This window comes from Bradyrhizobium sp. MI1.10 (assembly GCF_055811035.1).
Window position 1 is genome coordinate 148,723 of the sequence record NZ_JBVVPN010000014.1, and the last position, 23,802, is coordinate 172,524.

A 23,802-nucleotide genomic window follows, 5' to 3' on the forward strand; every position below is an offset into this window, starting at 1 on the left:
CAAGCCCCTTGCACTGCGACCGTGTCGGACTGACCGGCTGCATGCGATGCGTGGGTCGTCAGCGTCCCGCCGACCTGGGTGCCATCGACCGAGATGGTATAGAGCGCGTCGCCGAGATAGGCATCTTCGCTGATCTTGCAGACGAGTTGATCCGCACCGGCGCCGATCGTTTGTGATGAAGTGGGTGAAGTTTGGAATGCGCCGACGGCGGTTGCCGCACCGTAAGTCCCAGGATCGTAACCGTCGGGAGACAAGACCGGATCCTGAGAAACAGCCGTGGCCGCCGGGTCAGCAGAATAAACGCGGACGTAATCGATCTTGCTGGTGATAGGAACCCCCGCGAGGCTTGCGGGCTCTTGGGTGGCCAGATTCGCGAGAAGATACATTGGCCCGTGCATGTCGCTCGGCGTTGCGCGAGTCCCAACCAGCTGGCCATCGATATAGAAACTGATCTGGTCCTTCTGCCAATTCACGCCGTAAGCATGATAGCCGCTAGGAGTTGCTAATTCGCTGTAAACCTGAAGCAGCGTTTGCCAGTTTTCGTTTGGCTTTTGGTCTGTTGTGTGGATGGTGCTGTATACCCCTTTATTCCAGACGCCGTAGTGTTCGACCACATCCAGTTCTTGCCATCGTCCGAGCCCGTTGGGGTCGGGGAGGCCTTTGCTAGGCAACAACCAAAATGCATCCCAAGCACCCGGTAACGACGAGAACTCTGCTCGTATCTCGAAGTAACCGTATTCCTGCGCGAAAGTTGCCTGCGTAGTTATCAGTCCGGACTCCCAGCTTCCGGGGACTCCGAAAGGAGTACGATCCGGTACAGCCGCAATTGAAAGCACCCCTTGGGAAACGGAGAATGGATCGTATCCTGAGCTGGGATCGACGAACGAGCTGGTGCCGAATCCAACGTCGGACGCTGCGTCGCCGCGCCATTCGGACCTGGTGTCCGCCCATTTCGTCCCGGCGCCAGTAAGTGAAATGCTCCTTGAATCAAATTCATCGTCAAACGTTAGCTTGTAACCGCTAAGATCGATCATCGAAATTCTCCGCCAATATGGCCATTGAGCGGTGAAGGGAATATCCGGGCGAGGAACGAACGCTTCGATCGTTGGACGTCTCGGACGATCAGAATGGCGTCCGGGTCGGACAGCTCACACGGATCCGATAGTCCTTTCCAAGACGCGTGGGCTCGCATTTAGTAGGGAGTATCACCACGGTCTTTCTCGACTATACGCCCTTCGTGGCTGGAAGTGCATGGTGACCGAAATGAATTGCTGCACTAATTTTGTGCGATCATTGGGAGGCTCGGGACGGTGATCGCACGCCTTGGATCATGGCTGCATCAACTCCTTGGAGTCACACCAGTGTTGTCGACTTAGAGCATGGACCTTGTGTCCGCATAAACATACTCACCTGATGCGGCTCGCCGCATGCCGGTGGGAGGCTGCAATGTGAGCTGCGGCCCGCTCGATGCACAGGTCCTGTCAGCCAATCCCGCCGTGCGCTCGAATTCAACAGGGCTGAGGTGGCAAAGATGTTGGAAAGAAGTACCAGGCGAGCCAGCGCTATGCCGCCCGCACACAGCTCCTGCGACCTTGATCGGTGCATTCTATCAGGGCCATGCCTATCGGTGGTTAGTAGCTGCGGCGTCTGCAGGATCGCGCTTCCAACCACGATCAGAGCTGCATGTGCAAAACGGTTTGGGTAAGCAAGCGCAAATACGCACCCCAACACCACGAACGCGGAAAAATGCTCGAGATGAGCCGGCGCGGTTTGAGAACGATCAGAAATCGGACCTGGCGTCAAGAAAGCCACGATCCCGAGCGCGAGGCATCCCGCGACGAAACAGTAGCGGGGCGCGCGACGATCTTGCAACCCATGGACCGGGGACCGCATGGACCAAGGCTGGATCAGCTCTCCGCAGGCAGAAAATAAACCGAACTCTCGCACGAGGTTCAATGCACTCCGAGCGAAGCGATCAGTCCTTCGCTTGAGCAGTTGATGAAGAATGCCGGCGAGCGGCTAGCCGTCGTGGCGGGTTGATGATTGGGCCTAATCATCCGCAGCCGGGCCAAGCTAGGGCCAGCTGTCGGTCCGCGTTCCCACCACTCTTTTCCGCATCCTTGAGAGCAACAGGAGCAACTGCGGATGGCGCAAGCCGCTGGCGTGCTTGATGCGCCATCGAGCTATAGCCTGCCTGTCCAATGTTGCGGGTCCTGATTCGATTGTGCGCGCAGCAGAATGTATTGGTCGAAAGCTTCATTGAAGCCGAGAACGGCCGTACTCAGATTGTCGAGAACAAGAATAGCTCTTCCTTCTCGTACGAGCAGAACAAGGTGGTGTTCTCCGGTTGCGCGAATACCAACCTCGGCCAGGAGAAGAGACGAACTCGGCCAGCCCGCACGCAGCAGCAGATGGCGCTTTGTAACAGCATAATCTCCGCAGTTTCCTTCATGAGGAGAGACCTGCCAGTCATAGTCGTTTCGGCTGGCCGATAGCGTCTTTGGTACGATACTGAAATTGACAACCGAATTGATCTGGTTGAGCTCTCGCCATCGCTGACCACGAGACCGGAAATCTGTGATCCGGAGATCGCGGTGTTGCTGGCAATCTTCGGGATACCGGGCGCAGAATAACGCGAACGAAAGGGGAGGGATGACCCCCTGCGTGTCGAAGCTGGAATAGGCGGGCTGGCAGCAAGCGCAAAACATCATGGCCAGCATGCACAGAGCACGTCTGATCATCGCAATTAGCCTAGCAAAACATCTATCAGCCAGATTGTATTGCGGTGCAGAAAAAAGGCCATATCAATTGTGCGGCAATTGGTGCCCAAGCGCGAAGCGTCGCTGCCATCTTCGATGGCATCTCCAAGAGGAATAGGCGAGTGGGCGCTCGCAGTCGCTCCCCGCAATGCGGTCATGGCAATGCCGCGCTGACGTACCGGGTCTGGTCGGAAAGCGAGTGTTCTATCTCCGGAAAAAGCTCGGAAGCGGGGCTATACCGCCGGCAAGATTCCGCTACACGAGCCGGCTCCTGATGCGCAGGTTCAATGCATGGCGGTTTGGCAACCGAGCATCAACAGCAAAAGACCCCGCAGATTTTTGGCTCAGCGCCAGGCCGATTGTCAAGTTTGTGCTTGGGGTAAACGCGGCTCGGGACTGCCCAGGTAGCGCTGGTTCCGGATTTCCAGGAGCAGCAGGACGCGCTTGGTCTGTGCGGCATTGAGCAGACCCTCAACAGGATGAACAGCTCGCGCGCCTTGGCGTGGACTTCGACGTTGATGGCGTGCTGACCGAAGCCGTAGGACGACAGCCGGGCTTCGATTTCGTCGGCGGCGATGGGATCGCGCCGCCGGCTCCAGGCGTTCTGCAGGGTGTAGTACTCGGCCTCGTCCGCGAAGTCGGGCGCGATGCCGACCAAGTCGATCCGGCGCAAGGCCGCTGCGATCGCCTGTTGACGCTGGGTTTCAGCAGCAGGTAGCGCAAACATCGGTAGCGCTGGATCTCCCAGCATAGCTCGGCGATATCGATCGCGAGCAGCCATTCGATCGCGGATCGCGGCGCGAGGTCGGCAAAGATCGCTTGCCGCAGCGCCTGGTGGTGCTCGCGGCTCTCACCGGGCAACAGCAGGGGAGGCGGCGCCAGCACTTCGAGCTCAACGGGCATGGCGCTGACCGTGGGCTGCTGTTCGGTCTTGAAAGGGCCGTTCATCGCCGTCTCGCCTCCGCGGCGACGTGTGCGGACATGCTGCTGTCGACGATCGTTGCCGGGCTGGCGATCCCGTGGACGGGGCTTGCCGCCCACAAGTCGTGCGCAACCGGCAATGGCGCGATCTGCATATCGGCCCACCAGGCTCGCTCGTCGCCGTGCCGGTGCAGGTCCTGGTCATGGGTGCGGCACAGCGGCACGATGAACTCGTCGCTCGACCTTGCGGCCCAGGGATCGCGGTTGCGCGAACTTCAGGTGATGCGGATCGGACGGAGTCTGCTGGCAGACCAGGCAGGGCTGTCCGCGCACAAACAGCCGGGGATCTTTGCTGCGCTTGCGTGGCGGCTCCTTGGGGAAGGCAAGCCCCGGTGTTTCATGCGCGTCGGGTGCCGTGCTTGCCGAGGTGGCCGGACCCGGTGCGGGGACCAGGCTCGGCGCGCCATCTGCGGCGCGCGCTGCCTCTGCAAGGCTGGTCGCGGGAGCTTGCGCGAGCGCCGTTTGAAAGGCGGCCTCGACCAGTCGGGCGTCCGCCTCGCGCAGCGTGTTCTTGATGGGCAGGCTGACCTTGGCCCAGGCCAGCAAGTCCTCGGCCTCGTGCAGGCTGCGAGCTGGTGCAACAGCTGCTCCCGGAGCTCGGCGGACTCTTGCGGCCCCAGCACCACCGCGCGGTTGAGAATGCCCTTGGTGGGCTTGGCTTTCGTACCAGAGGCTATGTGCGGCCCCGCGGCCGGGCCGCCGACAGCGTCGGGCGCATCGAGATCATCCTCGCCGGTAATCCCGACCAGCGCGAACAGGGCATAGCGTCGGGCGTAGGTCAGCGCCGCGCCCATCCGGTGCGGCGCCTCGATGTCCCTTGAGGCGCAGACCAGGGGCACGTGTGACGTCGACCCAAGATACGGGCGGTCCAGGGTGCCCGTGTAACGATCTGTAAGTATTGGGCATGCAAAAATGGCGCCTTTCTGCGCGTGATCAGTCCGACCAAGGGAGATCGCCGTGACATCAGATAATGATGACGAGCTGGCTGTTTTGACGCGAGAGATCGCTGACAAGGTGACCTATGTTCAGAGCCAAACTATCCTGATCACGGTCCTTAAGCGAGACGGACACGACGTATCCGACTATGAGAGAGAGCTAGCCAAAGAGTGGTCGGGCTTGGCAACACGGATCGCGAGGCAGTTTAGACTGCTTGAAATAGCTTCGGCCGATGAACGACCCGAGACAGCCGCGTCAACTCAAGGATAATCATGTCGGATCGCCGGAAGATCGATCGTTCGGAGGTCGACTTTGCCGCCTACATTTTTGGAGATGGCGGCAGCCGACGTTGCCGCGTGTTCAATATCTCGGAGGACGGTGCTGGGATCGAGTTATCGACGAAGCTGCACATGCCTGCCACATTCAGGATGATGTTGGAAAGAGACCGTATCATCCGAGATTGTCGTCTCGTTTGGTCCAGTGATACTCGCATCGGCGTCGTGTTCAAAGCCGATTGAGTCGGCTCTGGTAGGTTGTCAGCCAAGTGCCCCAGGGCACAAGGCCGGGTAGTGTTACCACGCTGTCTAGCAGGAGGCGTCGAGCGTTGTTGCTGCGGGTCAATGACGAGGAGGGCGCCCGGTGATCCGCTTGCCAAGATCCTGTCGTTTTTGACAGGTGCGGGCCGTCCCGACATGTGGGCATGATCGCGACTAAAGGACGAGAGCCGCGGCTATGCGTTGCTTACTTCCCGATTCTCCACAACGGCGAGCCACACGCGGACGACGTGGGGGAGCTGCTTCGCTCTGCTGAGATAGCTATCCAATACGGCGCCCGTGTCGCTCGGGATATCGCCAGCGATCCCGATTGCGACCGTGATACGGGCACGGTTGTCGTGATTGACGCCTCCGGTGCCGAGATCGCACGGCATAGAGTTGAAGGGCGGCGGAGCGATGGAGGCCAGCCAAGCTCAGGCCGCGAGGAGGGCCCGGCGGCGTGAGGGACCGCAGTCGCGAGTTACCAAGAGGAGGGGGTTTTCGTCCTAGTTGGCCGGTTAATCAGCTGAAGGCGCAGGCGGTGCGTATGTTGCGTCCTCGCTGAATGTGAGCCGCAAAACGGGCTTCCCTTCAATTTTAAATCTTAGGGTATTCAAGAGTCGAGGCGGTCTCCTCCAGCCTGGAAAATTGCTACTTAACCGCGCGGCATCCTCATTAGCTTCATCGATACTGGGCGCATTGCTCTGGACCGCTGACCACGTGAAGGTGCAGGCCTCTACTAGCGTCATCTTCAATGCACCATCGGCAGCTTGGTCCGGGTTGAAAGATGGGGGAACAGGGCTCAGTATCCGATGGACGGTTTCTATGAGCTTGGGTCTAATTCTGAGGCGCAAATCTGCGCACGCCTCTTGAACGATAAGTTGAGCTTGCTCCTTGGATGTCGCTTTGGCGACTTCGGCTTTTAGGCATTCCCTGCTTGAGCTGCTCGGCCATTGCGCCGATCTCAAGAGCCTCTTCTTGAGCCAGTGCCGCCCCGCTCAGGCCGACAAGGAGCACGACGGACGAAAGCTTCTTCATACCAGCCTCCTTGTACGACAAGCCAATCTGGAGCAGAGCTGGCACCGAGGGCTTCGAGCTCTCTCGGCGTCAGCGCAAGAAGATCGAGATGAGGTTCGCACACTTGGAGCGCATGCTGAAGCTTGGTCGGCTCCGTTTGCGCGGCCCGCAAGGTGCCCAGGATGAGTTTGTTCTAGTCGCCATCACCCAGAATCTGAGGCGGTTTGCATCGCTGGTCGCACGACCGCCACCGGCTCAGGCTCTGCGCATCGCGGCCGGCACGCGCCTCTCATCTCCGTCACTTGTCTGGTATGGAGAGTGTTCAGTCGTTGTGACGTTCATCACAGACCAGCCACTTGCCTTCCGAGAGGGTCCGAATACTCTGATCACATTGTGATTTGGGGCTTTTATATGGGCGCGCTTCGGTTATTGGCTTCACTGCTTTTCTCGACTTGGCTGGGCTGTGGGATGGCCCAAGCCGAGCGCCGTGTCGCGCTGGTGATCGGCAACTCCGCCTATAAGAGCGTGCCCCGGCTCGCCAATCCGGTGAACGAGGCGACCCTGGTCGGCAGCATGTTCAAGAAGGCCGGCTTCGACGTCGTTGATACCAAGCTCGATCTGAGCGGTGTCGATATGCGCAAGGCGCTTCGCGAGTCTGGCGTCAAGGCACGCGATGCCGATGTTGCCGTGATTTACTACGCCGGCCACGGCATCGAGCTGGACGGCAACAACTACCTGATCCCCACCGACGCCGGGCTGGAGACCCATACCGACGTCTTCGACGAGACGTTTCCGCTGGATCGCGTGCTGTTCGGTCAGGTAAACTAACGCGATTGACCCATTGCAGACCTCAGACGCGCAGCTGAAGCTCTAAGAACTCCTAAGTCAGAGGGATCGGTGGCAATAGCAATCAATGTACGAGCCGATGGCGACTCCTCAAGTGAGGTCGAACAGCTGTGGGATCAGGTTGCGGCATTCGAGGACGAACGCTCGATGCGCACTCTCGGCTAGGTCTTGACGACCACGCCAATTGAGGCCAAACTGTCCGTTGGTCGTGCGTAGCGGTGCCCCTCACCAGCCCGAGCGATAAGGTCCGAGACCAGGCCGAACCGGCCGAGCGTCCAGCACCAAAGCCAGCGCAAAGAAGGCCACGACCATTTCACCTTACATCACAGCTGCGTCTGCAGGCGGCCTGTTGGCTGTCGCGAGGCCGATCGGCGAAGGGGAATGGTCATGACGAAAACTAAAGCACAACTTCAGGCGCTCGCGCGTAGCGCCAAGCGCGCACACGAGCGCACCAAAGAAGGGCGAACAGAATTTATTGCGGGCACGTTTGAGTTGGCTGCCGCATTCTGTAGGGCTCGCAGCAAATTGCCGAGCGATCAAGCATTCCATGCATGGATCGAACAAGCTGGTCTCCGGTCGATCGGCAAGGACGATCGCTGCGCACTGATTCTCATTGGTCGGCACGTCACCGCGGCCCGCCGATTTTTCATGCAGAACGAGGATCGGTGGTCATGGCGCGGGTGCGCGTCTCATTTGTCGATGCTCGCGCCGGTTTCGCAGCCTGCGAAACCGGTAGTCAGTCCGGCAAGAACGGTCACTGTACACGTCACCAAGGAAATCGTTCGCCTCAATGCACCATACCAAGTTGTTACACCCGAACCGAAACCGTTGGCTGCACCGCTTAAATTGGTCACGAGCAAGCGAGAATGCATGCCGCAGCCTATAGCAGGCGAGACACCCCGGCCACTTGAAGCTATCGGGGCAGTGCAAGCACTTATCGAGGCCTCATCGCTGTCGACGGAAACCGTCGCGCTTTACTGGCCCTTCGAGCGAGGTGAGCGACCTGCACCAGACAGAATACGGGAAGCGGCGCATTGGCTCGAATTGCTGGCAGATGCCCTGGAAGCGGAGGCTCTGCGTAAGCCGCAACATCACTAATAAGGCGGATTGGAAGGTTCGCGGGTGTGACTACCCCGATGGATCAAATGGTGAAGTGAGCGAACGTCCCTAAAACAATGGGGAGGTCGCAGGCCACTTTTCGAAGTGTTCGAAACATGATCGCGAGTGCTGTGCGCCTTCGCGTTCATGTGCTCAGCTAATGATCCAGTGTTGCTTCGCAACTCGGTTTCGGCCTTGGCGATCAGACTGAAAGCTTGAGTGCGAGCCGGAATGGAAGGCTCGCATTGGACGCTCGATCCGGCTTTCAACGTAGCTGTCGCATCGGTCCACCTCCGAAGCGCGGATTCCTGATCTCGCGAAGGAGCAGCATGCGCTTGGTTTGTGCGGCGTTGAGCAAGCCCTCGAACAGGACCAGGACCTCGCGCGCCCGAACGTAGACTTCGGTGGTGATGGCGTGTTGGCCGAGGCCATAGGTCGCAAGCCGCGCGTCGATCTCGGTCGCAGCGACGGGATCAAGTCGCCAGCTCAATGCGTTCTGCCGGGTGTAGGACTCGGCTCCGTTTCGAACTCGGAATCGATCCCGACCAGATCGATGCGACGCAGCGCCGCTTCAACCGCGTTTTGGCGATAGGTCTCGAGCAGCTTGTGCCGCAACATGCGGTAGCGCTGGATGTCCCAGGACAGCTCGGCAATGTCGATGGCGAGCAGCCATTCGATGGCGGAGCGCGGCGCTAGGTCGGCGAAGATCGCCTGCCGCAGCGCGTGGTATTGGTCGAGGTGTTCGCCGGGCAGCAGCAGGGGCGGCGGCGCCAAGGCCTCAAACTCGGCCGGCAGCGCGGTCGCGGTCAGCTCGCGCGCCGTTTGGACGAGGCCGTTCATCGGACTGAGGCCTCCGATCCAAGGTTGACCGGAAACGGCGCGGTGCCGATCGCGGTGTCGGCCGGACCGTGGACGGGGCTCGCCGCCCACAGCTCCTGCGCGACCGGCAACGGCGCGATCTGCAGGTTGGCCCACCAAGCCCGCTCGTTGCCGTGTCGATGCAGCTCCTCGTGATGGGCGCGGCACAATGGCACGGTAAATTCGTCACCGACTTTGCGGCCCAGTGCTCTGGGTTGGGCGAATTTTAGATGATGAGCATCGCACGGCGTTTGCTGGCAGACCAGGCAGGGCTGTCCGCGCACAAACAGCCGGTGGTCTTTGCTGCGCTTGCGCGGCGGCTCCTTGGGGAAGGCAAGCCCGAGTATTTCATTCGCGTCGGCTGTCGTGCTCGCCGCGGAGGCCGAACCCGGTGCAGGGACCAGGCTTGGCGCACCGTCTGTGGCGCATGCTGCCTCTGCAAACTTGGTCGCGGGAGCTTGCGCGAGCGTCATTTGAAAGGCGGCCTCGACGGCCCGGGCGTCGGCTTCCAGCAGCGTGTTCTTCAGCGGCAGGCTGGCCTTCGCCCGGGCAAGCAGGTCCTCGCTTTCGGTCAACGATGCGAGCTGGCTCAACAGCCGCTCCCGAACCTCGGCGGACTGCGGCGGCGCTAGCACCGGCGCGCGATTGAGGACGCCCTTGGCGGGCTTGACCTTCGGTCTCGTTTGCGGCGTGGTGGGCGGCGGCTGATCCGTGATCAGATCCGGCGCATCGAGGTCGTCCTCGCCGGCGATGCCGACCAGCGTGAACAGCGCATAGCGGCGGGCGTAGCTCAGCGCGGCGCCCATCCGGTGCGGAGCCACCGTTTCGGAGACCGGACACACCGGCCAGTCCGAGGCGATCCATTCGCCGGAGCTGTGGAGCAGGGTGGTCGTGAGCGTGATCAGGCCTGTCGCGTTCTCGAGGGCAGTGGCCTGAACGGTTGCGATCTCGTGCTTGCTCAGGCACTTGCGCACGATCTCCAGTCCGCTCGCCAGTGACGCATAGCGGAAGCTGCGGCTTTCCTCCCGGGGGAAGGGAGAGACGATGGTGGCCGTGAGTGACTTCTCGGGATTTTCCAGTTCAGCCTGCGCCCGGGCCAAGGCGCCGGCGATTTGGCCGATGGATTGACTGGATTGCTGCATCACTGGCTCCGTGGGCTGGCCAAACAGAAATTAGCGGTGGCAGACGAGTTCGATCTGCACGCCCAGCACGACGCCGGCGGCGACGATCTCAAGCTCCAGGCGGGCGATCAGGGCGGTGAGAAGCGGATCGTCGTCGCAGAGCGATCGAAAGCCGCGCACCCGGCCCCAGAGCTCGGCCAGCAGCTCAAAGGTGGCCTGGTAGCGCTCCGGCGGATTGCAGGCAGGATCGAGAGGGGCAAAGTCGAAGAACGGCGCCATGGCCAGACTCCGGAAGCTTTAGAACCGGCGGCACGGCACCGCGGGTCGGACGCATGGGACTAGTCGAGTGCCGTCAGCTCAAAACTGATCGCACCGGATTTTGAGCGTTTAGCCCGCAGTCCATGGCCGGTTGCCTCCTTGGCGTCTTCGGGCACCAGCGCCTTCAGTTCACCCTTCACTCGGTCATGCTCCAGCGCAGGCGCCCGCGTTTGCCGATAGATCCCGGCGAATTCCGCCCATGAGTTTGAGCCGGTCATGTCCACTACTCGGATCGCCTCAAGCCGCGGCCGCGGCGGTTCAACCCCAAACAGTTGCGGTGGCTCGCCGGTCTGCACGCAGCGCCAGAACTTCTTCTCGGCGGTCAGCAGCAGATGCTGGTAAAGCGGGTCGGCATGGACCTTGATCTCCACCCATTTGCCGCCGCCCGTGATGATCGACAGCACCGCGGATCGCGCAGCGACCACCCACATATTGTGCTGCAATTGCGCCGCGTGCTTTTCAGCCGCAGCTTCCTCGGTGAAGGCCCATGGCAACATGAACTTGGCCTCGAACACCGCGCCCGTTTCCGCGACAATGCCATCGAGCGTGGCCGCCATCCAGCGGTGGACCGGATGCCGCACCCGTTTCTGAATGTCGGCAATGGTCTGGCCCGACGCGCGCTGGTACCAGCTTCGGTTGAGGTCTTCGGTGACGCTGCCGAGTTGCACGCTCAGGTTGTCCGCAAAATCTTGCGGCGCGATCTCGCCGCGCTTTTCGCGCCACAGGCGCGTGAGATCGTCCTGATCGTCGCCCAGGATGACGCGGGCATCCGAGCCGCCGATGAAGGAGCGGCGATCGCGAGGGGCATTGGCAAAACCAGGTAACATTGCAATCCTCCAGCCACCGATTCTTAACCTAATGATACTAAAAGTATCGATCCGAATGAAGGCAAAGTCAATACTAAAAGTATCAATTCGGCAAATCAAAGCCGCTCGTGCATTGCTGGGGTGGTCGCAGGATGATCTGGCGAGAACTGCTGAAGTGTCGATTCCAACGATCAAGCGTTTGGAGGCATTGGACGGGCTTCTTGGCGGACGGACTCAAACGGCCGAGAACATCGTGCTTGCCCTGACTTCCGCCGGTATCGAGTTCATTGACGAGAACGGTGGAGGCCCCGGCGTCCGACTACGGAAAGCAGCTAGCGAAAAACCTCGCAAATAACCCTGTAGAACGAGTGTTGGAATTAGCCTTTGAGGTATCGAGAAGGGCGCGCGCGCCCCTCGGATCGTCTTCTGCGGATTGGCCAAGACTGCGCTGAACTCTATAGGTCGGCCACGGCGAACGGCTGTTAGGGCGCTATTAACTCCTAGCGTGCCACCCATTCGCTGACGCCAATTCCGTTTGATTCGGATGGTGTTTTTCCCAGCGGCGGAGTTTTCCGGGAAACGGCACGTCGGACAACAGGTCGGACGAGCTCATTCTCTCTCTACGAGAGCCGGGGAAATGGCCGCCATCTCAAAGTCCAATTGTTTCAACGTTTTTTTTGGGACGGCTGCGCACGGCCGAATCACAAGAGCGCTTCGACCTGTTTGCCGTGGCCCTGACCGCGCACCCCACCCTGATGATCTGATCCAGGCGGTCACGGTCGACGCGGCTGATCGATGCGACGTCAGACCTCATTCGGCACTAACGTCGTCGAATGGCTCGATCCACCTCATACCGGCGCGGCGTTCGCGAATTTGCTGCAGCACATCGCAGAGCCTGGCGAGACGCAAGCCGTTTCAGTTTGTAGACGTTAGCCAGCGAGGAGAGACTACATGCCTTTCTTGATCTTGGACGGCGAAGATCCGGTCGAGTTTGAATGTCTGCTTACAGAATTGACCAAGGAGCACATGCCCTGGGGGCCGGACGAAGAAGACGCCGTGCTGACACTGGCCAAGTGTCTCTGGCGCAAGCAGCGCCATCAGGTCTTCCTGGCCGTTCGCGCAACGTCCGCGCGATACAATCCGCGGCACGAGGCCTATGACGAATATTACGCGGTGCTGGCGTTCATGAAGTTGCTGCAACAGATGAAACACGCTCATGAGCTCGAGCGGATACTCCACGGCGCGCCGAGGCATCTCGCTCATCACCTCAACGAACATTGCCCGAGAAGCAAGTACAAGTCTGCCAAGGCGTGGATCAAAGCCGTACGGACCGAAGTGCTAAACGTGTTTCTGCCGGCGGTAATGCGGCTCGGGCCTCCTTGCGACGAGAGCCGGATGCTTTACGCCGCGGCTGTTCTCACCGACGACGTGGTTGCCCGAGAGCTTGAACTCGAACGCAAATTGGATGCGATGTTCGATGCGGCGCTGGATCGGCTGGCGAGATTGAAAGCTGCGAAACGCAGCATCACGCTGCAGGACCGCCGCCGCTTTCATCGTGCTCTCGAGGGCTCACGCGATCCCGCAAAATAGATCTTGGAAGCCACGCTGGAGGCAAAGATGGCAGAGCAAAACGGCGACCCACGAGTGAGATTAAGCCGCGGGCTTGGTTCCCGAACGGACGAATTCGACGAGACGTATCGTCAGCTCAGAACCGCAATCAAGCCCCGCGACCGCATTGAGGAGATGTACGCCGAAGATTTGGCGCACAGCGGTCTGCAGACTGCAACCGTACACCGGGCCGCCTCTCAGTTCGTCGCAATGCGTTGGCTTGAGGCGCTCCACGCTCACCTTGTTCGCCACCGACCGGTGATGAGCGACGCCGACCGCGTGGCACTGATCGAGCGCTGGTCGGGCGGCAACCCGGATGCAAGAGCCGAGGTGGCGGCCCTCCTCGAGGAAGCCGGGCTGACCGAACTCAACATTGAGGCAGAGGCGATGATCGCTTCGTTGCCGACGTTGATCGCGCTCGAGCAATTGCAATCGTCGAAGGGCGCGCGTCGCGACAAGGCGCTCGCCGGCCTCGCGTTCTATCGGCGCATGCAAGCGCAGGAGCAACTGCTTGCGCGGGAGTGCAGGAAAAATCTTGCACCGGAAGCTTTGAGTTTGCGAAAGCCGCCAACTGATGAGCAGTGAACGTCAACGCGCCGCCAATCGCGCCAACGCGAAACGAAGCACCGGTCCAGCCTCCGCGGCTGGAAAGTCGCGGGCGAGCCAAAATGCCCGTCGCCATGGTTTGGCCGCGCAAGCGCAGTTCGGTTCTGATCGGCTCGAACGCGTCGATCAACTCGCCTGCGCGATCATCGCCTCAATGCCTGGCCAGATCGACCTGATGCAGGCGCGATCGATCGCGCAGGCCGAACTCGATGTCACTGCGGCGCGCGCGGTGGCTGGCGCGCTTCTGACGGAATTGTACGGAACTGTGCCTGACTGCGAGCTGGCCCTAGTGCCGTGGCAACCATTGCGACCGGGCGCGGGCCTCCATACCCTCCACAACCTCAAGATGGTCGAGCGGTATCTTCGTCGCTCGCAGGCAAGGCGGGAAAAGTTGCTCCGACTTTGCCTCTCTGGCGCAGGCACATAGCCGCGCGTGGTTCAAGGCTGCTGCGGCGCGCCAAGGAGGCGGAAAGCTGTGGGGACCGCCTTGCCGGCTTGCACAAGCAGCCGACCACACCGTCAGCTGCTCAAGCACCGCTTTAAGCCCAAGGCAACCCGAGCGGAGATGGCGCACTGGGACTGGAATGTTCGCGCGCGGCTCCGCCTGCGGGATGAAGGGAGACTCGGAATGTGCAGAACGAAGCCAATTTTGTTGAATCGATTCAACTCAGCTCCGCAAGTTGACGCGCTCAGACCCCACGTCTGTGTGATGTCCGTGGTTGGGATGTCTGAGATCTCCGGCATCCCCTACGCTCGAAGACGGGCTTCGATATCGCTCGCAGCAGAAGCATCTAGTTGCTAATCCAGCGCGTTTTGGATGGTGTGAATTTCGGCTGCATTTTGGAAGTCCGGGACAATGCCCGCTACATCAATGCGGCGAAGCGTCATCTCGATCGCCTTGTGGCGATAGGTGTGCAGGAGCCTATGTCGCAGAATCCGGTAGCGTTGCATCTCCCAGGAGAGTTCTGCGATGTCGATGGCGAGCAGCCATTCGATGGCAGATTGAGGGCCGAGATCGCGGAAGATCCCTGACGCTGTTCAGGGTTGAGCGGACATGTCGCGGTAAAAATTAAGTCACCGAACCAGCCAGCGCGTGGGCTCGGCGACAGCGCTGATCTTCGAAGGCTCAAGGCGCTCTGCACATCGGGGATGTTGTCTGTTCTTGACCTTGACCCAGTGCTTCTGCCGACCGCACCGGCGGTCCCGGTGCTTCGATACCAACCCTCCAATCCCATGCGGCAGCCGCCCGATATAGGTCAGGCCCGAGCCCGCCGCTCGATTAGCGCGGGCGTGCAGAGAGATAGCTCGCCGCGCCGATTAAATGTTACGTAATAAAATGAAATTAAATGAATTAAATCGTGGACTGGATTTAAATTTGGATTAGGATGCGAGTGCTTGGCGCCGGACGCACGCGTCAAGGACCTCCTTGGAAGCGGCCCCATCATCTTGCCCCTGCTCACGCCGTCAAAAGGATGTAGGGGCCGCTTCTTTGGCAAATTGGGAGGGGAATCATGCAGTTCCTGTCATTGGGTGATTTGTTTTTCATCTCCGCCGCAACGGGTACGCTCCTATTGGTCGAGGTCGGAGTTTTGATCATTGTGGGCGTGATCTGAGCCGGACGTCTTCCGGTCAATGCTCCCATCGTCGCGGGCGTGCGCCTGGTGCGTGCCTCTCTTCCACTCGTACTGAGAGGGGGTCGAATGGGCGGAGAACCATCGACGTATGCCTGCGGTCGCGAATGATAACGCAGGCACCTGGCCTCTACTACCGTTTCCGGATCGCTGGTACGCGACCTGTTGATCTGTGATGCGGCTCGGTCCTGCGGTGCTTAGCACGTCGCAGGCACGAGCGTTTTTCCAAATTCGGTTATTGCGCGGCTGCCGCTTGCTGTCGTTGGTGGTGAAGGCCTGTGCCTGACGTGTATGTCACCAAGGCTAAGTTGTATGCTTGCCAAAGCGTGTGCCGGTCGAGATCCGGGAAACACTTCAACACGAGTGGTTCAACGTCAGCGGCTTGATATGCATCCAGGCATTGAAGAATGACGCAGCTGACGTCGGCGATGCTGTGGTGTTGCATTTTCATTGCTCCCGGTTATGGACATCAGCTGGTTCGGGGCCGCGGTCTCTTGGTCTGTTGCCAGGACGACAGGTGCAGCCACAAGCTGAAGCAACCGCCGGCAGACATTGATCGATGGCCCGATCACCGTAGGCGGGGCGCCTCGCTCGCGCGCAGGGTTTGCGGCAAGCGCGACGCCCTTGTCAGAGGCGGTCGCGACCCGACGATGATGCGCGGACATTGAGCTCTGATGAACCGCCCGGTCCATTAGTTTGGTGGAGTTGTTGGAGTCGCCTGTCGAGTTCTTGTTTTTTGGCAACGATCCTCGCGGCGAGAATCTGATCGACATCCGTGTAGAGAGCCCACAACTCATCGAGGGACATCTGCTCAAATTGCGGTTGGTAATCACGAATGTCCACAGTCCGGCCCCCGGCTGGGGCGGGTAGCAGCGAAGTCAGTCTTGAAAGCCCGGACCCTTACGCTGATCAGATGATCGCGTTGCTGGCCGGGCCGACCGCGCTGCCCTCATAAACCGCCTTCCCAGCTCTAGTTTCGCGTGTCGCACCGACGATTCTGCGCTCGGCCTTGGCTACTCGGTCTCTAAGGGTCTCAAGTTCGGATACTTGAGACGCGAGTGCCTCACAATGTTGGTGCAGAGCGAAATGACAACCATCTAGTCGCGCACGAGCGTCCATTGCTCGCCCCTCTATGGTACTGCCCCAGAAGACGTGGCCCGCAATTGGGACCACCGCGAGACTAGTTAAATTGACTCATCAGGTCTGTTCGCTTTCGCACACTCGCTGTAGACTTTCCCTCCGTGGATCGCCACGCGTCGAGTTGCTGCGAGCGGCAAGCAAGATATTGCTGCTGACCTGCCGCTCGGGCCTCACGGTTTTCGAATTCGCAAAATGGACGGCTTCCCGGCGACTGCCGCCCGCAGACAAGGCCGGGCCTTGGATCTCGCGATCGCACAAAACACCGCCAGCACCGTCTACGGCGCCGGCACCGCCGCGATCTGCGCGCGTTAGCTTGGATCAGCCGAATGTAGTATCCCGCGCCAAAGAAAATCGGTAGATCGCGCGTTTCGGCCGATGACGACGATATCTCTGTTTGGCCTTGGCTACCGAATCTCGAAGGTCCCGCTGTTCGACAGCTGGAAGCGAGCGCCGCGAAACGCTGGCGCGGGGAAGCGGAGGAGCGTGGATCTCAACACGGGGCTGTCTCCGGCGCCGAATATCGGCTCGCGCGGCTCTTTGCCATCGGGCGGTTGATCGTTTCGCAGGAGGTTAGTTTCAGGGCGTCTGCTGAGCATTGCGAATAACGGCCGATCTGCGCGGCTTTCATGCGGTGGTTCTCCCTCTTTCTGGTAGCAGTACTTCGATTGCGTAAGGCGCGAGCCGGATGTCGGTCTCGCTCTCCGGCTGGTGATCCACGGGGTTTCTTCTCTCTTGAGAGAGCAAACTTGGCCGCTAGGCGTCTGAACAATGAACGCTTTGCGACTTGCATAGCTGCGCGAAGGCAGCCTTCCCCTCGTTAGTGCCAAAACAACATGCATTCCCTTGTCTTGCTTCTCGACTCACCAGTCTGCCTCGCCTTGACGAGCGATGCGGGAAGACTCAGCCCTCAGCCGCTCTATTTCGGGCGGAGCGCCTACGATGAGGCAAGTGCGCGATTTTGGTCTTCTTCACGAAAATCTAATTAAATGGAAAGTGACGTCCGGCGATTCAGGAGCGCATCGCGTCGATAGCGTGTGCGATTAAAATGCCCACGCTCAAAATAACTAGAAAAATGAGCAACCAGGTACTCACGTCCACCTCCTGTCTTGGAAGTGAACCTTTCTGTTTATGCACAGTCAAAGGCATCACGTAGGGAACCGCGATTTCAGCGGCCGCTGAGGATTCATTGCCACACGGCGGGCTATCGTCGGAACGCCAGGAAAAGGAGTGTGCCGACGACGGCGGTCGCGAGAAGTGGAAACCAAATGTCCGGCACTTCAGGGACTCCGACTCACTGCGTCGGATTAAATGCGAGCTGCGCTCTTAATTCTTCTGGTTTTCACTATTCTCCACAGCTCAAACAGAAGTGGCCGCAACTCGCAACGGATATTTGCGGTATTATGTTCGTGGTTTGGCGTCGTCAGTATTCGGAGCTTTTCGATCTCGCGTGTTCGTATAGCTAGCCGGCCTCACGTGCAGATCCATTTCTGGTCAGCAGTTTCAGGTCTAACGCATCTCGGTAGCATCAAGCGTAACAAGTGACATTCGTTGCCAACTTGCCGAGACAGAATATCGTCGCATCGATCGGGCATTTTTGTTCCCGAACCACCAGTTAGCGGGGGTTGCCTGAAAACGGGTTCGATTTCCATGATTCGATATTCGTCGTATGGAAATTCGAACTATCGTGCACCAGCCGCGCAGTTCTCCTATCCCAGCGCGCGAGCGATATCGTCGGGTCGATTTCCTGCGGCGGCCAGAGCGATCAGCCGCTGATGATCTTCCGGCGTCCACCTTCTCACCAGTGGGTAGCGTGCCTGTTCCATCGCGCCAGCGGCCCCCAGCCTGTTGCACGCCTATGCCTAACTACAGTTCGCAGATTCGCGCCCAACAAGCGAGGTGGGCTGCTGGTCGGCGATCGGCCAGAATGAAAGTGCTGCTGCTGGTCGCGGAGCGAGGCGAGCCGGTGATGTTCGCCCGGATCGGGGTCGTGCGCCTGTGGAAAGCGCCCTGGAGCGCAGGGGGGCTTCAGGAGCGCCCCAGGGCCGCCCACTCCATGCCGGCGACGGCGTAAGGCCGGCATGATCGCCTACGGCGTTGCCCAAGGCACCGCCTATCGAAATGCCACCGCCTTAATCGTCATGATGGTGGTGATGGTGGTGATGCTCATGCGAGCTGCCCCCGCCAGACCGCGCAATGGCGTTAGACGTCAGCGATGTTGACAGCAGGAGCGTCATCGCTGGAGGCGTCACGACGGCAAACCTACCGCAGGTCTTTAAGAACTCGCGGCGATCCTCGTCTTCTGTGGCGCTTGGCATGCTGAGCTCCGGTTGGTGGCGTGCGGATATTAAGCCGAACGAAATTTAAAGCAATTAAACAAATTAAGTTCCTTTTATTATTTAAAGGCCGCGAGCCGGCCTCAGGTCAGGTGGGTGTGTCCGCTACCGGACAGACCGGCCGTTGGTTGTATGTTGCCGCCCGACGTCAAGAACTCGCGATTGAATACAAGGCCCTTGCTAAATCATCCGCTATTTCCACCGAACGAGCAATTTTGTTGAAGAGCGTCGCAAGGACCCTCACCGGATTAGCTAATCAATTGGACCGGCTTGCCTCTCTGACGAGAGACGAAGGCGTCACGTACGAGCCGCCGATGATCGCCCCGGGGCCGAGCCGGAAGACGGCCAACGTCTTTAGGATGTCCGCGTCGGCGACGATGCAGCCGAAAGCCACGCCTTCGAGCGCGCCAAGAAGATCGTCAGGAGCGATGGTGCACATTGGGAGACGCAAGACCTCAGACAAGAATTCGCAAGACAGCTCGGCAAAGCAGCAGATGGGGAGTGTCCACGTTGCGCTCAACATTGAACAGCCCGGGCAGTGCATCCGAAATTCAACACCTCCTATCGTTCGCCCTGCTCAGTTCCAGAATTAACTTGCAACACGAACATCAAGCTTAATTCCAGACCGTGATTGCTGCCGCGCGCTAGAGGACTAGGTTTGCGCACACGGACATTGTCCTTGTCCGCTCCACCCCAGCGAAGTCGCCGCACCATTATATTCGGTGCAGCGACTTCGACGCTGGACAGTCGCGCGAGCTTCACTTGAGAGAGCAGCCGGACCACGAAACGCTTGATCTCATCGAGATGCGTCGCCGACTTACGGCGCTCCGGTCGAAACACTCGGACAATCTTTTAATTACTTCGCTGTTGAACCGCTTTTTCGTGAAAGTCGCATTTCTGCTGAAGCCAACAGACCTGGCGCACGAGCAATATCTCAAATCCGAATTCGAACGAACGTTGACAAAGGTCAAAGAGATTGCTGCACGGACGAAATCTGACTGAAGGCCGCACCAACGCGTGGCTCTGGACCCGATTGGCCGGGTATCCGCCACTGTTCTATCGGATCAGCCAGTAGCGGTTGTCGGCTTTGGGCACCGGTGTCTGAACAATAATCTCCGCATTCGTCTTCGTCCTCCCTTAAAAAATCGGGTGCTGCTGCTATTCCCGGGGCTTGTCGGCAATCTCTCGCACAGCCAAGCTCAGCTCCAGCTCTCTGAGCTGCTCAATCAGAAGTTCTACGATCTGGTCGTAGTCAGACGCCTTCAGCGAATGCACGCCTCGCAAGGCCAGTTGGTTCTGGAGGATCATCGCCATCATGGCTTTAACGCTCGTGGGCCCTCTCGTCGGGAAACAAGATCGTCATAAAAACAATCAGAAGTAGACGTCTAAGCTTGCGGATGCGCAACGTCCGTAAGAGTACGGACAACGTAAGGCAGCAAATCCCTTTGGCGCCGCACAAACGGGAGAATGTGTCGCGTGTGCGCCTTCAGACTAATCCGTTGGCAAAGGAGGCGCCGGGCTGCTGGGACTCCACCGGATCAAGTGTAACGTTTTCGCAGGTAAGGCCAGGTAGGATGGAGCTTTACTCGCCGACAGGCCAGCCACGAGATTGCTAATGACTTCGGATTGCAATGATGAACTAGCGGCTATCGCTCGAGCAATCGCAACCAAGCAGCTTTATATCGAAAGTCAAACCATCTTGATCCAGGTGCTCGAGCGTGACGGACACGACATGCTTGAGCAAAGAAAAGCTCTCGGTAAGGAACGATCAGACCTAGCAACACAGATCGCGCGACAATTTAAGCTGCTAGAGACAAGGTGCACATCGGGCGCAGATGATCTCGTTGCGGCTATAATGAAATGATAGAACGTCGAAAGCTGGAGCGCATCGATGTGGACGAGGTCGCCTACATTTCAGGCGACGGCGCCAGCTTACGCTGCCGCGTGGTCAACATGTCGGAAGAAGGGGCATCAGTTGAGCTTCCGTCGAAGCGGCACGTGGCCTCCACATTCAAACTAATGCTCGAGAAAGATCGCATCATCCGAAGTTGCCGCCTAGTCTGGTCGAGTGGAAATCTTATCGGGGTCTCGTTCGAGGATCTTTAGGCGGAGAAGAGTCAGTTAGCTCTGTCCTACAATGGAATTCGCGGTTCTTTCGCTGGCATGGATGGGCGATGACAAACAATAGACCGTAAATCCGTTCGTGGTCCCCCGAGGAAGAAGCGCCACTTCTTGCGCTATTCGACAGTGGCATGACTGCAAGCGAGATCGGCCAGCGGCTAGGCCGCACTCGCCTCGCGGTCTACAGTCGATTGCAACGCTTCCATAAGCAGCAGGGTCGAGTAAGCCGCACTAGCGGACGTGTCTTCGCGCAGCGGGCCAGTTAGTCATCCAAATGCCGCATGGATGTGATGCGTGTAAAGGCAACCCGCCAACCAATTTGTCGAGCCCTCTGCGGGAGGCGAATACACGATCTGAAATAGCGCACCATCTGCAAACAAAAAAGTCGCGCCCACCGGGCGCGATCTTTCCGAAGTTCGCCAGAATTCGATCAAGAATTCATTGCTTCTCTTTGATAACGGTCGTGCTGCTGGTGCTGCTACCAACGGTGCCTTCCTCGCAGACTTTGGTCTGCTTGATGCGGTCTTCAGCTTCGACGCGGCTCTTGAAGGCCATCGGACCGATCTGCGTCACGACCTCCTTGTCCGCCGGGCGCGTGGTGGTAATCGTACAGTTGTGGCTAGGTCCTTGCACGACGTAGAACTCGTCAGCGAGTGCTGGAGCAGCCCATCCGACGATGAGCGCGCCAGCAAGAAGGGATGCTTTCATTGTCACCTCTCTGTTGAAGTACTGCCCAATAGAGGACGAACGGATAAACAGAAATCCACCGTGCTATTGCGCGCATGGTTAGATTACCGCTTCTCCGGTTCTGTAACTCACCCGAGATTTCGAGGTTCCACGAGTTCTGGTGCAAACACAGGTCAGCACCAGGTCGAATTTAGATTTGGAGCGCACACGGGTGCCTGATGCGAAATTCCAAGGTGAACAGGGCTACTCGGAACGCTGAACTTGCTCGCGCGTTGTGCGTCATCGAAAGACTAAAGATTGAAGGAGCGCGTTATGGATCGCGAGCACGTGAAAGGCGTCGCCGATAAGGCCAAGGGCACGATTAAGGAAGGTGCTGGCAAGCTGAGTGGCGACAAGGACCTCCAAAGAGAAGGTAAGGCCGACAAGGCCAAGGGCGCCGTGCACAACGCCGCCGGTGACGTTAAGGATGCCGCGCGGGACGCAGCAGACGCCATGAAGAAGTGACTTCCCTTATGTTGGGATTGACACTCGCCGCTTCTTCTGGGCGGCGGTTTTGTTTGCGCTATCGAGGAACCGCGCGCCTTTGTGCGGCGGCTTTATCTTCCTTTCCTACCCCTCGCATCACGACCTTGAGCACATGAGCAACGGCTCTTGCAGCGCCTTCGCCTCGTCCCATGGCGCGCGCACCTAACGCCGGTTAAGGGATTGGTTACCGGTCACTGTCACCATTTACATACAGTCGCATTATGCGGCAGCGCATTCTGAGAGCAGTCTATTACTTCGACACGCCCGGTTGGCGGTCTCTTTCAGGAGACGCCCCAATGCTTAAGGGCTTCACGGTCTTCGTTGTTGCGCTGATCAGTACAGCGCAAGTGGATCAATACCTAACCCACGGTCGGTACACCGACGCGGCCATGGCTATGCTGCGGCAGATCGGTCGCGCGTTTGGATTTTAAATAGTTTTTTTGCGACGGAGACCCGTCACGGACGGCATCTCATGGGCCGATCTCGAAAGGGATGAACAACGCGCAATTGCGATATTGGGAGCCGGTCTTTCCATTGAACTGTGCAGCCCCCTTGCTCTCCTGGCGTTAGGTCGGCTTGGGTCTGATCATAGGGTCTCATTTGACGGCTGCTGCACACAATTTGCGAAGAGATGCCGTTTCGAAGCGTGTCGCTGGGTAAGCGGTTCGGCGCCGGTCGATCACGACAGGGGGTGGGATGCCAAACGCAATCGAGCTGATTGTAGACGGTTACGTTCGCTTGAACAATCGGAGGGCTCTGGATGATCTCCGCATGCAGCGCCGGAAACTGGCCGTGGACCTAAAGGCACGTACCGGTTTTGATTTCCGGACGACCGTCCAGCAGATCGAGGAGGATATCGCCGTGATCGAGGCTGGGCTGGCGCGGTTGGATGGCGCGGCGGCGAGCTAAGCTGCCAAAGCAGTTCGCGGTTCAGGCCGCCCGATTAGCTTCTTTCTCGGTCCCGCGCTTAACGATCTTGAGACACATCATCCGGCAACGGGCCATTGCAGCGCCTTCGCCTACTCCCATGTCGGCGTGGCATCCAGCCACCTGCTACAGGTCAACATCGTCTCGACGCATTTTACTGGCGCTTAGTAAGGCAATAGTTCGGACGCTTTTGTCCCGGCCAGGCTGTGGAAATTCTTGCAATGACCTATGGCTGTACGGGTGACATGGCGCTCAGCCGAAGGTGTGTAAGACCACAGCATAGTGGTTGCAACAATGAGGAAGGCAACGGCCGCGATTGCAGATGAGATCAGACGCTTCATGGGAAACCTCCGGTTTCCGATTGAAGGTTCGTCCGACAGTTCGATTAAAGGTTCAATTGAAAGAGCCAAAATCTCGGCCCGCTCATGGAGTTCCGTTTGAGGCGTAAGGGCGGCCCGCCCGTGCTAGGCGGCATGCCCCACCCGCAATCGTGACTATCTCGCACCCTGCACCCTCCGAAAAGCCCGATCCGAATGGTTCGAAACCACCCCGGCATCAGTGCGAAGTTGCCGACATAGTGGTTGACGACGCGGAACAGCGCGATAATGGCGGCTTGGTTGCTGGTGATCAAACGCGCAAACGAGAACACCCGCTCGTCACCTACTCGACGTCGATCATTCGCTCCTTGGTGATCCGCAGGCTGCGGACGTAATAGCCTTGTGCCTGAACTGCTGACTTGATTTCGTCGCTGACCTTGAGAACTCGTTTCCTGCTCTTCCGCCACTTATGTGCAGAGTAACGCACGGGCACGGGAGAGCCTGAACTTAGAACGAGCAAGAAGCGCCTGTCATTGCGATAGACATCATACATTTCGCCCCCGCGATCATGTTGAAGTAAGCATGTCTGGTCGTCTCCATAGACGAGCTTAGTATCGCGAATGGCTGCGCGGGT

Annotated in this window: 28 protein-coding genes and 2 pseudogenes; 16 read left to right on the forward strand and 14 right to left on the reverse strand. The window is 59.0% G+C overall.

What is annotated here, in order from left to right:
* The 4 genes from AC0L3K_RS16930 to AC0L3K_RS16945 form a co-directional block, all read right to left on the reverse strand.
* A partial coding sequence (locus tag AC0L3K_RS16930; protein ID WP_473366431.1) for a glycoside hydrolase family 16 protein occupies positions 1-1,034 on the reverse strand: 1,034 nt, incomplete at its 3' end.
* 1,149 nt (positions 1,035-2,183) lie between these two features.
* Positions 2,184-2,741 (reverse strand): transglutaminase-like cysteine peptidase, encoded by a 558-nt coding sequence (locus AC0L3K_RS16935; RefSeq protein ID WP_473366432.1) that lies wholly within the window; start codon positions 2,739-2,741, stop codon positions 2,184-2,186.
* Positions 2,742-3,072: 331 nt separating this feature from the next.
* Entirely contained in the window at positions 3,073-3,540 is a 468-nt protein-coding gene (locus tag AC0L3K_RS16940) for a hypothetical protein (protein ID WP_473366433.1), read from the reverse strand.
* 341 nt (positions 3,541-3,881) lie between these two features.
* The gene (locus AC0L3K_RS16945; protein WP_473366456.1) at positions 3,882-4,286 is read right to left on the reverse strand and encodes a hypothetical protein; all 405 of its coding nucleotides are present in this window, start codon (positions 4,284-4,286) and stop codon (positions 3,882-3,884) included.
* 662 nt (positions 4,287-4,948) lie between these two features.
* On the opposite strand from AC0L3K_RS16945, the gene AC0L3K_RS16950 reads away from it, so the two are divergent.
* Positions 4,949-5,194: a PilZ domain-containing protein gene (locus AC0L3K_RS16950; protein ID WP_473366434.1), complete on the forward strand. Its 246-nt coding sequence runs from the start codon at positions 4,949-4,951 to the stop codon at positions 5,192-5,194.
* Between the two features lie 182 nt (positions 5,195-5,376).
* On the forward strand, positions 5,377-5,673 hold the full coding sequence (locus tag AC0L3K_RS16955) for a DUF6894 family protein (RefSeq protein ID WP_473366435.1): 297 nt from the start codon (positions 5,377-5,379) through the stop codon (positions 5,671-5,673).
* Between the two features lie 373 nt (positions 5,674-6,046).
* Here AC0L3K_RS16955 and AC0L3K_RS16960 read toward each other — a convergent pair whose 3' ends face one another.
* Entirely contained in the window at positions 6,047-6,247 is a 201-nt protein-coding gene (locus tag AC0L3K_RS16960) for a hypothetical protein (RefSeq protein WP_473366436.1), read from the reverse strand.
* 43 nt (positions 6,248-6,290) lie between these two features.
* On the opposite strand from AC0L3K_RS16960, the pseudogene AC0L3K_RS16965 reads away from it, so the two are divergent.
* From AC0L3K_RS16965 to AC0L3K_RS16975, 3 genes and pseudogenes are all read left to right on the forward strand, one after another.
* A pseudogene (locus AC0L3K_RS16965) lies at positions 6,291-6,464 on the forward strand (transposase); the annotation flags it as partial.
* Between the two features lie 173 nt (positions 6,465-6,637).
* Positions 6,638-7,039: pseudogene (locus AC0L3K_RS16970) on the forward strand (caspase family protein); the annotation flags it as partial.
* 420 nt (positions 7,040-7,459) lie between these two features.
* The gene (locus AC0L3K_RS16975; protein ID WP_143273106.1) at positions 7,460-8,170 is read left to right on the forward strand and encodes a hypothetical protein; all 711 of its coding nucleotides are present in this window, start codon (positions 7,460-7,462) and stop codon (positions 8,168-8,170) included.
* 265 nt (positions 8,171-8,435) lie between these two features.
* Here the strand turns inward: AC0L3K_RS16975 and AC0L3K_RS16980 are convergent, their stop codons facing one another.
* From AC0L3K_RS16980 to AC0L3K_RS17000, 5 genes are read right to left on the reverse strand one after another with little or no spacing between them, the layout of a single operon-like run.
* Positions 8,436-8,660 carry a hypothetical protein gene (locus tag AC0L3K_RS16980; RefSeq protein WP_473366437.1) on the reverse strand — a complete coding sequence of 75 codons (225 nt, stop codon included), beginning with the start codon at positions 8,658-8,660 and terminating at the stop codon, positions 8,436-8,438.
* Positions 8,657-9,010, reverse strand: a complete 354-nt coding sequence (locus AC0L3K_RS16985) for a hypothetical protein (RefSeq protein ID WP_473366438.1) — start codon at positions 9,008-9,010, stop codon at positions 8,657-8,659. The genes AC0L3K_RS16980 and AC0L3K_RS16985 overlap by 4 nt, the downstream gene beginning before the upstream one ends.
* Complete coding sequence (locus AC0L3K_RS16990) at positions 9,007-10,170, reverse strand: ERF family protein (protein WP_473366439.1); 1,164 nt, start codon at positions 10,168-10,170, stop codon at positions 9,007-9,009. The genes AC0L3K_RS16985 and AC0L3K_RS16990 overlap by 4 nt, the downstream gene beginning before the upstream one ends.
* Before the next feature lie 30 nt (positions 10,171-10,200).
* The gene (locus AC0L3K_RS16995; protein WP_473366440.1) at positions 10,201-10,428 is read right to left on the reverse strand and encodes a hypothetical protein; all 228 of its coding nucleotides are present in this window, start codon (positions 10,426-10,428) and stop codon (positions 10,201-10,203) included.
* Between the two features lie 59 nt (positions 10,429-10,487).
* On the reverse strand, positions 10,488-11,294 hold the full coding sequence (locus AC0L3K_RS17000) for a YqaJ viral recombinase family protein (protein ID WP_473366455.1): 807 nt from the start codon (positions 11,292-11,294) through the stop codon (positions 10,488-10,490).
* A gap of 55 nt (positions 11,295-11,349) precedes the next feature.
* On the opposite strand from AC0L3K_RS17000, the gene AC0L3K_RS17005 reads away from it, so the two are divergent.
* The 8 genes from AC0L3K_RS17005 (at position 11,350) to AC0L3K_RS17040 (ending at position 19,593) form a co-directional block, all read left to right on the forward strand.
* The gene (locus AC0L3K_RS17005) at positions 11,350-11,628 is read left to right on the forward strand and encodes a helix-turn-helix domain-containing protein (protein WP_473366441.1); all 279 of its coding nucleotides are present in this window, start codon (positions 11,350-11,352) and stop codon (positions 11,626-11,628) included.
* 596 nt (positions 11,629-12,224) lie between these two features.
* Positions 12,225-12,863 carry a hypothetical protein gene (locus AC0L3K_RS17010; protein ID WP_473366442.1) on the forward strand — a complete coding sequence of 213 codons (639 nt, stop codon included), beginning with the start codon at positions 12,225-12,227 and terminating at the stop codon, positions 12,861-12,863.
* A gap of 27 nt (positions 12,864-12,890) precedes the next feature.
* A complete protein-coding gene (locus AC0L3K_RS17015) occupies positions 12,891-13,466 on the forward strand; it encodes a hypothetical protein (RefSeq protein WP_143273104.1) in 576 nt (191 codons plus the stop codon).
* Entirely contained in the window at positions 13,456-13,914 is a 459-nt protein-coding gene (locus AC0L3K_RS17020) for a hypothetical protein (RefSeq protein ID WP_473366443.1), read from the forward strand. The genes AC0L3K_RS17015 and AC0L3K_RS17020 overlap by 11 nt, the downstream gene beginning before the upstream one ends.
* A gap of 368 nt (positions 13,915-14,282) precedes the next feature.
* Positions 14,283-14,519, forward strand: coding sequence for a hypothetical protein (locus tag AC0L3K_RS17025; RefSeq protein WP_473255664.1), 237 nt, complete (start codon positions 14,283-14,285; stop codon positions 14,517-14,519).
* Positions 14,520-18,182: 3,663 nt separating this feature from the next.
* On the forward strand, positions 18,183-18,329 hold the full coding sequence (locus AC0L3K_RS17030; protein ID WP_473366444.1) for a hypothetical protein: 147 nt from the start codon (positions 18,183-18,185) through the stop codon (positions 18,327-18,329).
* 264 nt (positions 18,330-18,593) lie between these two features.
* Positions 18,594-19,184: a hypothetical protein gene (locus AC0L3K_RS17035; RefSeq protein WP_473366445.1), complete on the forward strand. Its 591-nt coding sequence runs from the start codon at positions 18,594-18,596 to the stop codon at positions 19,182-19,184.
* A gap of 169 nt (positions 19,185-19,353) precedes the next feature.
* Positions 19,354-19,593 carry a hypothetical protein gene (locus AC0L3K_RS17040; protein ID WP_035993372.1) on the forward strand — a complete coding sequence of 80 codons (240 nt, stop codon included), beginning with the start codon at positions 19,354-19,356 and terminating at the stop codon, positions 19,591-19,593.
* 156 nt (positions 19,594-19,749) lie between these two features.
* Here the strand turns inward: AC0L3K_RS17040 and AC0L3K_RS17045 are convergent, their stop codons facing one another.
* Entirely contained in the window at positions 19,750-19,908 is a 159-nt protein-coding gene (locus AC0L3K_RS17045; RefSeq protein ID WP_473366446.1) for a hypothetical protein, read from the reverse strand.
* A 543-nt stretch (positions 19,909-20,451) separates the two neighbouring features.
* Between AC0L3K_RS17045 and AC0L3K_RS17050 the strand changes: the two genes are divergently transcribed.
* The gene (locus AC0L3K_RS17050; RefSeq protein WP_473255668.1) at positions 20,452-20,697 is read left to right on the forward strand and encodes a PilZ domain-containing protein; all 246 of its coding nucleotides are present in this window, start codon (positions 20,452-20,454) and stop codon (positions 20,695-20,697) included.
* A gap of 453 nt (positions 20,698-21,150) precedes the next feature.
* Here the strand turns inward: AC0L3K_RS17050 and AC0L3K_RS17055 are convergent, their stop codons facing one another.
* The gene (locus AC0L3K_RS17055) at positions 21,151-21,420 is read right to left on the reverse strand and encodes a hypothetical protein (RefSeq protein ID WP_473366447.1); all 270 of its coding nucleotides are present in this window, start codon (positions 21,418-21,420) and stop codon (positions 21,151-21,153) included.
* A gap of 291 nt (positions 21,421-21,711) precedes the next feature.
* On the opposite strand from AC0L3K_RS17055, the gene AC0L3K_RS17060 reads away from it, so the two are divergent.
* Together AC0L3K_RS17060 and AC0L3K_RS17065 are read left to right on the forward strand one after the other, a co-directional pair.
* Positions 21,712-21,903, forward strand: a complete 192-nt coding sequence (locus AC0L3K_RS17060; RefSeq protein WP_473255669.1) for a CsbD family protein — start codon at positions 21,712-21,714, stop codon at positions 21,901-21,903.
* A gap of 717 nt (positions 21,904-22,620) precedes the next feature.
* Positions 22,621-22,833, forward strand: coding sequence for a hypothetical protein (locus tag AC0L3K_RS17065; RefSeq protein ID WP_085351526.1), 213 nt, complete (start codon positions 22,621-22,623; stop codon positions 22,831-22,833).
* Between the two features lie 182 nt (positions 22,834-23,015).
* Here the strand turns inward: AC0L3K_RS17065 and AC0L3K_RS17070 are convergent, their stop codons facing one another.
* Positions 23,016-23,192, reverse strand: a complete 177-nt coding sequence (locus AC0L3K_RS17070; protein ID WP_157643135.1) for a hypothetical protein — start codon at positions 23,190-23,192, stop codon at positions 23,016-23,018.
* A gap of 319 nt (positions 23,193-23,511) precedes the next feature.
* Positions 23,512-23,721 carry a hypothetical protein gene (locus AC0L3K_RS17075; protein ID WP_473366448.1) on the reverse strand — a complete coding sequence of 70 codons (210 nt, stop codon included), beginning with the start codon at positions 23,719-23,721 and terminating at the stop codon, positions 23,512-23,514.
* Positions 23,722-23,802: the final 81 nt, after the last annotated feature.